Genomic DNA, 12571 nt, shown 5'->3' with positions numbered 1-12571 from the left:
GCATTTATTTACAAGCTGTCGGCTCTTCGCCGCTGGCATGCTGTGAAGTTTCAGCTATCTTCGAAGAATGGAACCAACGCTTCAGATCGACACGCTTGCCGCCCTCGCGAACGAGACCAGGCTGTCCGTGTACCGCGCCCTGAAGGCTGCCGGTCCAAACGGTCTGGCGGCAGGTGCCCTCGCGTCCGAGCTGTCGATCGCACCCAACTCGCTGTCGAACCACCTCGGCATTCTGACGCGCGCGGGCGTCGTCGCGCGACGGCGTCACGGTCGCTCCATCATCTACAGCGCCAATCCTGATCGGGTCAGAGCCTTGGCGAAGCTGCTTGTGGACTCCTGAGCCCGAGCAGCGCGTGCTGCACGAAGATATCGGTCGGCAGCGGCAGACGGCGCCGTTGCGAATGGCGACGGTCGACACCGTGAACAAGCTGGTGGAGCGCTACGCTAAAGGACAGAAAACGGTGTCGGATGACGGCAAGTAAGCTTCGCGCTTCCGGTCCAGGTCAGGTGCGCCGCGGCGTTGACATGCGTATTCGCGTCGGCTGATGATCGCGCCTCCTCGGTCGAGCATCCGACGGTCATCGGCGATGATTCGGGAAAAGGTCTCATCAGGTCTGCGGCCGTACTCTGGCCGGCCGTTCCCGGCTGACTGCGCGCTCCGCGACACACTCTGATCCTAACGGGGAGGGACGCTTGAGCCCTAAATTGCTCGCGATACGGCCGACGCCGGGCGCGCCCGTAGCGGCGTGGGCCTGCCCGATTGACCCCGCGAACATCGGCGGCCATCATCCTTAACCGCGGAGGGGCGACGCGAGATGCCGATTTCTGAGGACCGGCGGAGCGCTTGGTGGAAGGAGTGGTTCGAGAAGGACTACTCCTGGGAGGGCCTCGCGGACTACTGGACCTTCGGCTACGTAGGCCCGGATGGTACCCACAACGATGGCGCCGAACGGCAGAACGATCGGAAGCGGCTGTTGCAGGACCTCTGGCGCGAGATCGAGCCGGATCTGATCGACGAGCGCGACGCGGATGGAAGAGTGCTCAGGCGATGGACTCGTGCACATCTGCCCGCCAGCTTCGCCTCAGGAGCGCCTGCCAAGCTTGCTTGGAGTCTCGACGAGTGGCGTGCGATGGAAGAGGAGCTTGCCCGCTTCGTCGCGAGATGGCGCTCAGCCTTCGACAAGGTCGATCTCCGCGGCTGCGTCCTCCGGACTTTGCCGGCGAGCGTCTTTCCGGAGGTCCGCCTGGATTGCCGGAATTGCGCGTTCGTCGATCACGTCCGCCCCCGCCTGCCTACGGTGGCGTGCGGCGTCGAAGCTCCTGATGCCCTGTTCGAACGCGAGTTGAACCTGACCGACATGCGGTTCGAAGGTGAGTTGCACTTCGAGAATGCGGTCTTCTGCTCAAGCGCTTGGTTCCATGGGGTAAGAATGACAGGGCGGGCAAGATTTGCCCAAGCCACCTTCTGCACGGAAGCGAGCTTCAGAGCGTTCAAGGCCGAAGTCCTCTATCTCGGGAACACGATCACGGGGGGCAACCTCTATCTCGACGAGGCGAAGGTCGACGATTTGGTCGATCTCTCGTCCGCCACGATCGGCGGCGGCCTGTGGGCTGCGGGCCTGACCTCGCGAAACTTTGATCTGACGGCCGCCCGGCTGTCCGGCGACGTCTGGGCACCAGCGATGCGTTGCGAACGCCTGTGGGCCGGGCGCCTCACGGCCGATGGTCGAGTCAACTTGGCCGGAACGCTTGGCGGAGGAAATCTGGATCTCAGTGGCGCACGGATCGCGGGAGCGCTCGATCTCTCTCAAGCGGACGAAGCGGAACCCTGGTTCGAGAAGAGCTCCTTGGAGGGTCTCGACTGTTCTGGCGAAGCCGACTTCCGCGATCGCATATTCGGGGTGAGCACGACCTTCCGTTCAGCGCGTTTCCGAGGGCCGGTTAACTTCGGCGGCGCCGTGTGGCCCGATGGTCAGCCAGGTCGAGGGGTGTTTCGCGACTGCATCTTCGAGAAGATCGTTGATTTTCGAGGTACGACGTCAGTGCCGTTCGCCGCCTTCGACGGCATCTCCGCCAAGGGTGAGATTCGAATCAACCGAAGCGAGTACCTGGAGTACGACTCCTTCCGCGATCAGCTCAGATCTCACCATGGCGAAGATGGGCTCGAATGTCTTGAGAACGGCTGCCGCGCCCTGAAGCTCTCTGCAAGCGCTGGGCAGAACCGGCTTACCGAGCAGAGCTTCTACCGCTTGGAGCTGCTTGCACGTCGCGTGCGCCCCAGTACGGCTCCGGTTGAACGTTTGGCATCGATTATCTACCAATATACGTCTGACTTTGGTCTGTCGCTCACGAGACCACTCGCTGCGCTTGCAATCATCTGGCTTGCGTTCTCGATGGTCTACAATGCGACTGCATGGGGGCGGAACACGCAGCATTGGGCGTCGTCGCTTGATTTCGCGGGGCAGCAGGTTTTCAAGCCGTTTTCCGCCTGGAGCGACCCGTCCGATTGCCGTCGCCTGGGCTCCTTGCCAGTCACAAGTGCCGATACGGCGTGCAAGCTGCTCGGTGGGGGGGAACCTGCTGTCGAACTTGCGACACGGCTTCTCTCGAGCCTGCAGAGCATTGTGTCCACGTCCATGCTGTTCCTGTTCGCGCTCGCCATCAAACGACGTTTCCAGATCACGTGATCATCCGCGAGCGGCTCATTCGTAAGGATCACGGCTGAGGCGGCGTGGCGCATCCCCTTGCTTCGCGGTGTAATTGGCGCTGCGCCTTGGACCCATGCGCCAAGCTAGGCTGAGATGGTGGGATCGTGCAGCCAGCGGCGGCAACAGGCGAACAGCAGGCTCGATCATCGATCAGCAGCCCGCTTGTCGGTGCGCTTGATGTTCGGTTGGTGGCCACCGCGTCATCCAAATGGGCTGGTTAGCGGCGTGCGTTGTCGCTCTGCTCTCGAGCATCGACTAGCTCGTGACTTAGAACGTCCGCTCGAACCTGTACGCGCCGATCCTTTTCCAACGAATCGGTCTATCATCGATCCTTAAGCTTCGCGGACGGTCCGACCTCGTGCGCTACGCCCACGCATAGGCCACCTACGTCGAACATCAGCGCGACTTCGTACGACCGTCCTCGGCGTCCGGCTGACCAGGTCAGCAGGGTGCTGTCGAAGGGCGCGGCGCTGACGCGGCGGGGACGGCCGACGGCTTCGATGACGTCGGTCCGATGCCGGCCGCGCAGGATGCCAGCGCGGTCGAACCCACGCTTGAGCCTGATCGGATCCGAGGCGCGATAACGCGCCATGACCGATGCCCCGAGGACGCCAACAGCGATCGCCGAGAGCCACCGTGCCGCAGCCATGTCCGTCCTCGCGCTAGCCTCGTAGAACGGAGTAGAACGCGGTGGTCGTACCTTCGTCAAGGGACCGGGATCCCGGCATCGACGATCAACGTCTTGCTCGGGACGAGCTAATTCCGGGCGCCTTGAGGTGGTGCCCAGGCTGGCTAGATCTAAGGGCAGCGTCCAGTCGGATCAGCGGTAGCGCGCCAGCTTGAATTCGCGCGACATCTCATCGAACCGCTGCGCGGCTCCCGGCAGATTGCGCCGAGCGAACTCGTCGCTGTTCTGAGTCACGTACCCGGCGGCCGCCGCGACGAAGCGGGCGCGCGCAAGCCCCTCGGCGTCGTCCTCGAAGAACTCGTCGAGCACGCCGGGAGAGGACACGAGCGTCGCTCCGCGCGGAAGGAAGCCGTGCAGCACCGCGACGCAGTCGAGCTCGGCGCGTCCCGGTCGCATCGCTTCGTCGGCGGCGAATGCGTCGACGAACATCACGCCGCGACGCGTTCCGTCGTAGCAGTGGAGCTCGAGGTAACCGGGATCGCCCGTTTCTACATATCGCACGGTCGGGTATCTCATCGTCAATCTGCCTTTCTTCCGCTTTCTGATACCATCCAGGCTAAGAGCAAAACCACTGGAGGAGGCTCGGCGCCGGGTCTTCCGCTTCGCCAGAGGAGAACTAAGTCTCGCAGAGTCTCCGTTCCAGCCTGGTCCCAGCCGTGCCGCGCGGGGGCATGTCCCTCGTGCGCACGCGGGAGCTCTAGCGCACCGGCTGGAAGATCCTCCCGGGAGCCGATCGGACGGCTTCCTTCGCGTCCGGGCTGGCGTAGACGTCCGGGAGGATGCACGGACGAGAGCTGATGGCGAACGACGGCGACGACTACAGCAGGGCCTATGGCGGACTCGCTCTGGCAGCTCGGCTGCGGCGGCTGTCCGAGCGGCTCGACCGCGACGGCACGCGGGTCTACGAGGCTCACGGCGTGCGCTTCGAGCAGCGCTGGTACGGAGTGCTGCGGCAGCTGCTCGCGAACGGCCCGATGACCGTCGGCGAAATCGCGGACACGCTGCGTATCTCGCATGCATCGGTGAGCGAGGCCCGGCGCTCGCTCGAGCGTGAAGGCATTCTCGTCGCCACGCAGTGCCCGAGCGACGCCCGCCGACGCATACTGGACCTCACGCCGGCCGGGCGCCGCCTGTGCGATCGTCTTCGCCCGCTCTGGGACGACTTCAACGCCACGGCTCTCGAACTGAACGACGAGGCGGGCGACCTCGTGAGGTTCCTCGATCGTCTCGAGGACGCGCTTGAAAGGCGCTCGATGTTCGACCGCATGCAGGCGCGCAGAAGCGGAAGCGATTGACGATCCGTAGGCTCCTACGTATCTGTTGGTCTTGCTCGTTCCAGGGTCGCACGATCTGGGACGCATGATCGTCGCGAGCCTTCCATGCTGGTTCTTCCGCTTCTCCTCTCTATCGCACCAACCGCAGTCGCGGTCTCGAGAGACCCCGCCGCGCTCGTCCTCGAATCTAATCGCGCGGCGACGAAGCCGGCTACGCACGACGAAAGGGCGGTGCGCCTGCGCTACGCCTACGCCGGTCAGGGACTGACCGGCACGAGCGAAGCGGTAGTCGATCTGAGGAAACCGGCGTTCGTCGCCACGCGGCAGATCGGGCGCATGCTCGAGCAGGAAGGCTTTGATGGACGACGCGCGTGGGCGCGGGAGCGCTCGGGAAGCGTGAGCATTCAATCGGGCGGAGACATGCAGGCGCTCGCCCTCAGCGAGGCATACCGTCTGACGAACAGGTGGTGGAGGCCTGATCGTGGAGGCGCCGCCGTCTCCTACGTGGGCCGGCGCCGGCTCGGTGAGGGCGAGGTCGACGTCGTTCGCGTAGCACCGCAGGGCGGAACGCCGTTCGAAGCCGGCTTCGACGCAAGCACTCATCTCCTCGCGCGGATCGAAGAGACGCGACACGGCCAGACGATCGTCGTTAGCCTGTCCAAGTACAGGATGGTCGGCGGCACGATGGTGGCCGGCCGTATGAGCACCGGCACCGTCGAGGGAGGGGAGGACGAGACTCAGACTCTGATCGGAGGAGAGTATCTTCGGATGGTGCCGTCGTCCTGCTGCCGCGCTCCGAAGTGGCTCCCGGCCGACGCGCTCCTTGAGGACGGCGCCAAGAGCTCGGTAGTGCCGTTCCGCATCGTGAACGGGCACATCTACGCGGACGTCATGGTCAACGGGAAGGGGCCGTTCCCCTTCCTGTTCGACACGGGCGGCGTGAACATTCTGACGCCGGAGACCGCCCGGATCTCGGGTCTGACCGCGGCAGGTGCCTTGACGATGCGCGGCGCCGGCGAGGGCGCCGTCGTAGGCGGCATCGGCAACGCAGCTTCCATCGCGATCGGCGGAGCCGTGATGCGGAACCAGCCGTTGCGCGTGCTGCCGCTGTCCGACATCGACATCACGCCCGGAGGCATGATCGGCTTCGAGACGTTCCGGCGGTACGTCACGCGCATCGACTATGGCAGCCGCACCTTGGAGTTCGTGCGGCGCGACGCCTTCGACCGAACGGCCGCCGGGACGGAGATCCCGCTGCGGTTCTACGGCAACCTTCCGATCGTAGAGGGCAGCTTCCAAGGACACGAAGGCGGGTTCGTGATCGACACGGGCAACCCGGGTGGACTGTTCCTGAGCTCGCCGTTCTCCCGCCGGTACGAGCTGGAAAGGGCGCCGGGTGCGATCCGCACGATCGCCGGCGTCGGCATCGGCGGGAACAGCTACGGCCTGGTCTTTCGAGGCGGTCCGCTGCGGCTGGGCGGCGTGACGGTGCGGGCTCCGGTCAGCCTCGTATCCACCGATCGTGCGGGCGCGATGGCCGATTCCTCGGTTGCCGGTAACGTCGGAGCGGGGATCCTGAAGCGCTTCGCCGTCACCTTGGACTATGCCGGGTCCGCGCTGTTCCTCTCGCCGGTCACGCCCCCGCCTGCTGACCTGGACCGCTACGACCGGTCAGGGATGAGCCTTACCCGCAAGGATGGGACTACGAGAGTAACCGCGGTCGTGTCCGGTGGACCGGCGCAAGGCGCAGGTGTCAGGACCGGGGATGCGGTCCTCGCGCTTGACGGAAAGACCTGCTCGTCGATGACGTTGGATGAGATCAGGGCTGCGGTGCGGGACCAGCCGGTAGGCACGCGCGTCCGTCTGTCGCTTAGCCATGAAGGGCAACCGGTGAGCGCCACGCTCACGCTTCGCGACCTCATCTGAACTTCGCCAGCGCTCGTAGCGGAACCTGCGTCGGCGCGCCGGAGCGCCTGCGATGGCTGGCTCATCCTGCCCGGCGAAACGTGACGTCCGCGCAAGGAGTCCGCTGCACGAACGCGATCCGTGGTCGGTGAAGACGGGGCCGGTTTGGCCTGAAAGCCAATGCAGACTTAGATCCGCCAAATCGATCAGGACTCGTTCTCGTCGACGTGGCCGTAACCCATGCCTCCTCGGCGGGGAGCACCTGCTCTAACGCCGGCCGCGAGGGCTCCGCCAACCATCTGCGGAAGGTCAGGAGGTTCGGCTGTAGAGAGCGGAGGAAGCCGAACCCCGCCTTGCCGGCGAGGCGTCCGTCGTCGACCAGCCTAGTCAACGCGGCGTGGAAGGGATTGCCCGCAAGCACGTCGTCCCCGAGCTGGCGCTAGCCGATCCGACGACCCGCCGCCTCCGAGATGACCGTGGCGAGCTGGTCCTCGGAGGACTCGTCCCCGGCGAGTTCCAGCGTGATGCCGGCGAACCGGTCGGACGCGGCGAAGACGGCGGCCACGATCCTGCCGATGTCCTCGACCGCAACGAACTGCATGAGCCCGTCCCGCCGCATGAAGAAGTTGAACGTGCCTTCCGGCAGTCCGAAGCAATGCATCATGAGGGGATGCATGATCGCTGCCAGACAAATGCACGATCGCCTAGACCTGTGCCATTCCGCCATCGACCGGGAACTCGGCACCCGTGACGAAGCTGCTGTCGTCGCTGGCGAGGAACAGGGCTGCGGCCGCGACCTCCTCGGCCCTGGCCATTCGGCCGAGTGGAATGAGTCCGGTCAGGACGCGGCGCACCTCGTCGGAGGCCGCTGCGAACATGTCGGTGTCGGTCGGCCCTGGAGCGACCACGTTGACGCGGATGCTTCGTGGCGCCAGTTCGTTGGCCCAGGTGCGAGCGAAGGATCGCACCGCCGCCTTCGTCGCGTTGTAGACGCCGTAGCCCTTGGTGCCGATGCTGCCCGCGATCGAGCCGACCAGCACGATCGACCCTCCATCGCGCATCAGGCCCGCGGCGGTCTGGGCCGCGAACAGGAGCGCTCGAACGTTCAGATCGAAGGCGCGATCGAAATGATCCGGCGTTACCTCCGCTAGCGGACCATACTCGGAGATGCCGGCGTTCACCGCCAGTACGTCGATGGAGCCAACCTCGGCGCCGATTCGCTCGAAGAAGCGCGCGAGGGCCTCCGGGTGCGATGCGTCCACCTGGCGGTTACGGATCTCGCCGGATCCGACTTCCGCCACCTCCTCTCCGGCTCGCCTGCTCGTCGCGTACACGGTCGCGCCTGCTTCGGCGAAGGCTCGCGAAATCGCCCCGCCGATGCCGCCGACGCCTCCGATCACGACCGCATTTCTACCTGTCAGCTTGCTCATACGTCCTCGCTTTCTGGAAAGCAGGCTAGATATAGAATATATACTTACGCTCAAGAACGCACCTCTTGGTGCCTAGGTATAAGGACGTAGACCTATGCAGGAGCCGAGCATCGAGCTTCCATTGGACGTTGCCGCGACCCGGCCGATCCTCGAACAGGTGGCGAACAAGTGGGCCGTTCTGATCCTTAGCGTGCTCTGCGCGGAGCCAAGCCGCTTCAACGATCTCAGACGGAGGTTGGACGGCATCACCCACAAGGCGCTGGCGGACGCGTTGAAGAAGCTCGAGCGCAACGGCCTCGTCAGCCGTCGTCTGCTGGCCACGCAGCCGGTCGGCGTCGAGTATGCGATCACGCCGCTCGGCGCTTCGCTGCGAGAACCTTTCGCGGCATTGTACAACTGGGCTCTCCACAACAACGTCGAGCTCGCGACGGCGCAGGCCCGCTTCGACTCGAGGCGGAACGAGGCATGTGCAGGATCGCCGTCGTCCTGATCGACTTCGCCCATCATAGCTTCTCCGCGAGATCAGGCACGGGGCAGCGGGAGCGCTGCCTGCAATGCGACCTTCCGCATACGGCCATGCTCCAATCTTCGTCTCTCGAGGATAGTCGCGCGCTGGCGGCGCCGCAGCAGGCGACGCCATCCATGGAGCGGACCTGTCCGCTCGTCGAAGCGGAGGCCGAACGATGCTCCAGGAGCCGGTGCGCTACCGAGACGATCTCGAAGCGATCCCCGATGACGAGGCGGATACAATCCAAGCTTTGGAGAAGGTCTTTCGAGGCATCGTCGACAAGACGCATGCCGATCTCGGTCATGCCTACCGCGGCGTACATGCCAAGCCGCATGCTCTTCTGGAAGGAAGGCTGGAGGTCCGGCCGGATCTGGACATCGGGCTCGCCCAGGGCATCTTTCGGCCAGGCAGGATCTACCCTGCGGTCATACGGATGTCGGCGATCCCGGGCGATCCGATAAGCGATCGCGTCTCGCTGCCGCGCGGCCTGTCCATCAAGGTCCTTGGCGTCGAAGGAGTCCGGCTGCCTGGATCCGAGGAGCACGTGTCGCAGGACTTCCTGCTGGTGACCGGGGCCACCTTCTCCGATCCGACGCTTGCCGGCTTCCTGAGAAGCATGCGGCTTCTCGCCGGGACCACGGATCGCGCCGAGCCCGCGAAGATCGCGCTATCCACCATCGTGCAGCCGATCGAGGGCGCGCTCGAGTCCGTGAACCTGCCCAGCGGCCTCCTTCAGACGTTCGGCGGCTATTGTCGGACCAACCCGATCGGCGAGCGCTACTACAGCCAGGGTGCGATCCGCTTCGGCGACTACGTCGGCAAGATCGATCTCGTGCCGCACTCGCCCAACTTCCGCGCGCTCACGGATCAGCCTCTTCCGCCTTCGAAGGACCATGACGCAATCCGCGACGAGCTCCTCGCCATCTTCGCCGAAGAGGGCGGCAGCTGGGAGCTTCGCGTGCAGCTGTGCCGCGACCTTGACCGGAACCCTGTCGAGGACGCCTCCGTCGTATGGCCGGAGGTCGGCAACCCGTATCTTCCGCTGGCCGTGCTCACCGTTCCGCCCCAGCGCAGCTGGTCTCCCGAGCGTCAGACGGAGCTCAACGAACGGACCGCTTTCTCTCCATGGCAAGGCATCACCGAGCACCGCCCGCTCGGCGCTGCCATGCGGGCCCGACGGCGCGTCTACCGCGCGATTCAGGACCATCGGAGCATTCTGAACGGATGTCCGATCCGGGAGCCGCACACGCTTCCGCTGGTCGACTGACGCCGCGATCCGGGCCGGCCGAAGGCCTGCATGTCGCTGTTTCAGCAAAGGCCTGCGTCGCCGCTCACGCCTCGGAGCGCTTCGGCCGCGAAGGCGCGGACTCCCCAAGTTGCGGGTTGCGAAAGGCCGCCTTCCGACATCCGCATCGTTCGGAATGGACGCAGTCGCTAGTGAGCGGCTGACTAAGGGCTCCCCGAGATCGAATGCGACACTTGAGAATGTCGCGCGCATCTGAGGCCGAGAGAGTCGAGAACTGGTGATGGTCGTTCGAATGATGCGGTGCGTTCCTCGGGCTGGCGTTCTGGCAGTCGCCGCCAGCCTCGCGTTGACCTCCTGCGGAGGCGGCGGCTCGGACGAGGGCGATGTCCCGCAGGCGGGAAGCGCGCCGCCAGCGACCGGCGCCATTCCGCCGGCCGCTCCCGCGCTCCCGCCGGCTCCGAGCGCGCCGACGCCGGCGCCGGCGATCTGGCATCCGGCCGTCGACGCCACTTGGCAGTGGCAGCTGAGAGGCGACATCGACACCGACTACGACGTCGACGCGTACGACATCGATCTCTTTGACGCACCTCAGGCGGTGATCGACGACCTGCATAGGCGCGGACGGAGGGTGATCTGCTACTTCTCGGCCGGGTCCTCGGAGGACTTCAGGACCGACTTCGGAGAGTTCGACGCCGCCGACAAGGGGAGGGCGCTGGACGACTGGCCAGGCGAGCGTTGGCTGGACGTGCGGTCTGGCAACGTGCGGCGGATCATGCGCGTGCGGCTGGATCTCGCGGCGTCCAAGCGGTGCGACGGGGTCGAGCCGGACAACGTCGACGGCTACGCCAACTCCACAGGATTTCCGCTGACCGCCGCCGATCAGCTGGACTACGACCGCTTCTTGGCTCGAGAGGCTCACGTGCGGGGTCTCGCCGTCGGTCTGAAGAACGATCTCGATCAGGTCGAGGATCTCGTCGGATCGTTCGACTTCGCCGTCAACGAGCAGTGCCACGAGTTCGCGGAATGCGATCGAGTGGCTCCCTTTGTCCTCGCCGGCAAGCCGGTGTTCAACGCCGAGTACGACGCCGACTTCGTGAGCGATCGCGAGGGAAGGAGGGGGCAGCTCTGTGCCGCCGCGGCGAAGGAGCGTGTGAAGACGCTGGTGCTCCCGTTGGAACTCGACGACTCCTTCAGGTACACGTGCGGCTGAACCCGCCCCGGTTTCCGCATGCGCGCCGGTCGCGTGCGCGCCTGCCGCCTTTGCGTCCCTTCGCGATCGCGACCGGCAGCGCGCAGGCTGGTCAACAATGACCCGAAGCCGAGCCCTTGAGGATCTCGAGGAGTTTGAACGCCGGTCGCCTGGGATCCCGAGCAGGCCCTCGCCCTGCGGCGAGCGGCAGGCGGAAGTCGGCGAGCACGAGGCTCTCGTCTCCTCCGCTAACTCGCTTCTCTATGGGCACGGTTGTGCTCCTGTCGCGATGAGCCTCGCCAGGTCCCCGAGCGCGGCATGACGGTCGTAGCGGCCAACCTGTACCGAAACGGCAAGCGGATCCGACAGGTGTCTCTGGACGAGGCCTGCGACTTCGAACCCGACGAGTCCGGCTTCGTGTGGATCGGACTGTGCGATACAACGGATGAGGAGATGGACACGCTGAGAAGCCGGTACGCGCTCCATCCGCTCGCCATCGAGGACTCGATCAAGTCCGACCAGCTTCCCAAGCTCGATGTGTACGACGATCAGCTCTTCGCGCTCGCTCGGACGGCGAGCCTCGATGGCGACGAGATCGTCTACGGCGCGACCGCCGTGTTCGTCGGCAAGCGGCACGTGGTGAGCGTGCGGAACGGATCCGACCGGTCGCATACGGCCCTGCGGGATCGGGTCGAGTCTGCGCCGGCTCTGCTGGCGAAGGGGACCGGCTACGTCCTGCACGCCATCCTCGACTTCATCGTCGACGGCTACCTGCCCATCGTCGACGAGATCGAAGACCGCGTACTGGCCATGGAGAAGCGGTCACACGACGTGTTCCTCGAGCGCGGCGACGTCGCTCTGATCTTCAAGCTGCGTCGCGAGCTGATGCGCTTCCAGCGCGTCCTCGGCCCGATGGGCGACGTAGCGGGCAAGCTGGTTCGGCTGGATCTTCCCTGCGTCGACGGTGACATGCGGCCCTACTTCAGCGACGTCCTCGACCACGTCCGACGCGTCCACGTGATGGTCGACGGCTTGCTGCAGGTCCTCTCGTCCGTCTTCGAGTTCAGCACGCTTCTCGAGCAGCAGCGGACCGGCGTCATCACCAGGCAGCTGGCCGCCTGGGCTGCGATCCTCGCCGTTCCGACGGCCATCGCCGGCATCTACGGCATGAACTTCCAGAACATGCCGGAGCTGAGGACGAGGTACGGCTACTTCGTCGTTCTGGCGGTCATAGCTGCGGTCTGCGCCTTCCTCTACGTCCGCTTCAAGCGGCTTAAGTGGCTCTGAACCCGGATGCGCGAGCGCTCCGCCTCCGCCGCCTGCTCAAGGCTCGCTTCGGCCGCCTGCGAGCTTTCACGCGTGCCGCCTGGGTGCGCTGCCGCAGCCGCGCTGCATGAACTCAGCCGATCGAGCTGCATCGCCTCGCGCGGTGGTGGACCGTACGATGGCGAGTGCGCGACGGCTTCGGCGGAGAGATCGATCGTTGCGGCGGCACGCTACGCCAGCATGTTGGATCGGAACCGCCAGCGGACGCGTGGCACGCTCCGGGCCGAAGCTCCGGTTCGTCACGATCTTGCGGTGGGCCAGGAACGAGGCCGCTGCGGAACTGCCGGGAAGGAGGAG

At 65.4% G+C, this 12571-nt stretch carries 13 protein-coding genes; 9 read left to right on the top strand and 4 right to left on the bottom strand.

Annotated elements, in window-relative coordinates; translation table 11 throughout:
* Window positions 1–67 precede the first annotated feature (67 nt).
* The 3 genes from FHY05_RS11015 to FHY05_RS11010 all read left to right on the top strand — a co-directional run bounded on the left by FHY05_RS11015 (window position 68) and on the right by FHY05_RS11010 (window position 2687).
* Window positions 68–340, top strand: coding sequence for a helix-turn-helix transcriptional regulator (locus tag FHY05_RS11015; RefSeq protein ID WP_183944451.1), 273 nt, complete (start codon window positions 68–70; stop codon window positions 338–340).
* A gap of 13 nt (window positions 341–353) precedes the next feature.
* On the top strand, window positions 354–482 hold the full coding sequence (locus tag FHY05_RS22510) for a hypothetical protein (RefSeq protein WP_260181493.1): 129 nt from the start codon (window positions 354–356) through the stop codon (window positions 480–482).
* Between the two features lie 333 nt (window positions 483–815).
* Window positions 816–2687 (top strand): pentapeptide repeat-containing protein, encoded by a 1872-nt coding sequence (locus FHY05_RS11010; RefSeq protein WP_183944450.1) that lies wholly within the window; start codon window positions 816–818, stop codon window positions 2685–2687.
* A gap of 343 nt (window positions 2688–3030) precedes the next feature.
* On the opposite strand, the gene FHY05_RS11005 is transcribed toward FHY05_RS11010, so the two are convergent.
* Complete coding sequence (locus FHY05_RS11005; protein WP_183944449.1) at window positions 3031–3300, bottom strand: hypothetical protein; 270 nt, start codon at window positions 3298–3300, stop codon at window positions 3031–3033.
* Between the two features lie 228 nt (window positions 3301–3528).
* On the bottom strand, window positions 3529–3828 hold the full coding sequence (locus FHY05_RS11000; RefSeq protein WP_183944448.1) for a hypothetical protein: 300 nt from the start codon (window positions 3826–3828) through the stop codon (window positions 3529–3531).
* 365 nt (window positions 3829–4193) lie between these two features.
* Here FHY05_RS11000 and FHY05_RS10995 point away from each other — a divergent pair, with 365 nt between their 5' ends.
* A complete protein-coding gene (locus FHY05_RS10995; RefSeq protein ID WP_183944447.1) occupies window positions 4194–4691 on the top strand; it encodes a MarR family winged helix-turn-helix transcriptional regulator in 498 nt (165 codons plus the stop codon).
* Between the two features lie 84 nt (window positions 4692–4775).
* Window positions 4776–6596, top strand: coding sequence for an aspartyl protease family protein (locus FHY05_RS10990; protein WP_183944446.1), 1821 nt, complete (start codon window positions 4776–4778; stop codon window positions 6594–6596).
* 418 nt (window positions 6597–7014) lie between these two features.
* Here the strand turns inward: FHY05_RS10990 and FHY05_RS10985 are convergent, their stop codons facing one another.
* Both FHY05_RS10985 and FHY05_RS10980 read right to left on the bottom strand, forming a co-directional pair.
* Window positions 7015–7251 (bottom strand): NmrA family NAD(P)-binding protein, encoded by a 237-nt coding sequence (locus FHY05_RS10985; protein WP_183944445.1) that lies wholly within the window; start codon window positions 7249–7251, stop codon window positions 7015–7017.
* 28 nt (window positions 7252–7279) lie between these two features.
* Window positions 7280–8005 (bottom strand): SDR family NAD(P)-dependent oxidoreductase, encoded by a 726-nt coding sequence (locus tag FHY05_RS10980; RefSeq protein WP_183944444.1) that lies wholly within the window; start codon window positions 8003–8005, stop codon window positions 7280–7282.
* A 94-nt stretch (window positions 8006–8099) separates the two neighbouring features.
* Between FHY05_RS10980 and FHY05_RS10975 the strand changes: the two genes are divergently transcribed.
* The 4 genes from FHY05_RS10975 to FHY05_RS10960 all read left to right on the top strand — a co-directional run bounded on the left by FHY05_RS10975 (window position 8100) and on the right by FHY05_RS10960 (window position 12235).
* Window positions 8100–8495, top strand: coding sequence for a helix-turn-helix domain-containing protein (locus FHY05_RS10975; protein ID WP_183944443.1), 396 nt, complete (start codon window positions 8100–8102; stop codon window positions 8493–8495).
* 193 nt (window positions 8496–8688) lie between these two features.
* Window positions 8689–9780 carry a catalase family protein gene (locus FHY05_RS10970; protein WP_183944442.1) on the top strand — a complete coding sequence of 364 codons (1092 nt, stop codon included), beginning with the start codon at window positions 8689–8691 and terminating at the stop codon, window positions 9778–9780.
* Window positions 9781–10039: 259 nt separating this feature from the next.
* Window positions 10040–10969, top strand: coding sequence for an endo alpha-1,4 polygalactosaminidase (locus FHY05_RS10965; protein WP_183944595.1), 930 nt, complete (start codon window positions 10040–10042; stop codon window positions 10967–10969).
* Window positions 10970–11266: 297 nt separating this feature from the next.
* Entirely contained in the window at window positions 11267–12235 is a 969-nt protein-coding gene (locus FHY05_RS10960) for a magnesium and cobalt transport protein CorA (protein WP_183944441.1), read from the top strand.
* Window positions 12236–12571: the final 336 nt, after the last annotated feature.

Source organism: Sphingomonas sp. BK580 (assembly GCF_014194975.1).
Classification (GTDB): domain Bacteria; phylum Pseudomonadota; class Alphaproteobacteria; order Sphingomonadales; family Sphingomonadaceae; genus Sphingomonas.
This window is presented reverse-complemented; position numbering and strand designations above follow the sequence as displayed.

Excerpts from the sequence above, each read along its gene's own strand:
- FHY05_RS10975 (WP_183944443.1), top strand. The coding sequence starts at position 8,100 with ATGCAGGAGCCGAGCATCGAGCTTCCATTGGACGTTGCCGCGACCCGG.
- FHY05_RS10990 (WP_183944446.1), top strand. The coding sequence starts at position 4,776 with ATGCTGGTTCTTCCGCTTCTCCTCTCTATCGCACCAACCGCAGTCGCG.
- FHY05_RS10985 (WP_183944445.1), bottom strand. The coding sequence starts at position 7,251 with ATGCATCCCCTCATGATGCATTGCTTCGGACTGCCGGAAGGCACGTTC.
- FHY05_RS10960 (WP_183944441.1), top strand. The coding sequence starts at position 11,267 with ATGACGGTCGTAGCGGCCAACCTGTACCGAAACGGCAAGCGGATCCGA.
- FHY05_RS11010 (WP_183944450.1), top strand. The coding sequence starts at position 816 with ATGCCGATTTCTGAGGACCGGCGGAGCGCTTGGTGGAAGGAGTGGTTC.
- FHY05_RS11015 (WP_183944451.1), top strand. The coding sequence starts at position 68 with ATGGAACCAACGCTTCAGATCGACACGCTTGCCGCCCTCGCGAACGAG.
- FHY05_RS11005 (WP_183944449.1), bottom strand. The coding sequence starts at position 3,300 with ATGGCGCGTTATCGCGCCTCGGATCCGATCAGGCTCAAGCGTGGGTTC.
- FHY05_RS10965 (WP_183944595.1), top strand. The coding sequence starts at position 10,040 with ATGGTCGTTCGAATGATGCGGTGCGTTCCTCGGGCTGGCGTTCTGGCA.
- FHY05_RS10980 (WP_183944444.1), bottom strand. The coding sequence starts at position 8,005 with ATGAGCAAGCTGACAGGTAGAAATGCGGTCGTGATCGGAGGCGTCGGC.
- FHY05_RS10995 (WP_183944447.1), top strand. The coding sequence starts at position 4,194 with ATGGCGAACGACGGCGACGACTACAGCAGGGCCTATGGCGGACTCGCT.
- FHY05_RS10970 (WP_183944442.1), top strand. The coding sequence starts at position 8,689 with ATGCTCCAGGAGCCGGTGCGCTACCGAGACGATCTCGAAGCGATCCCC.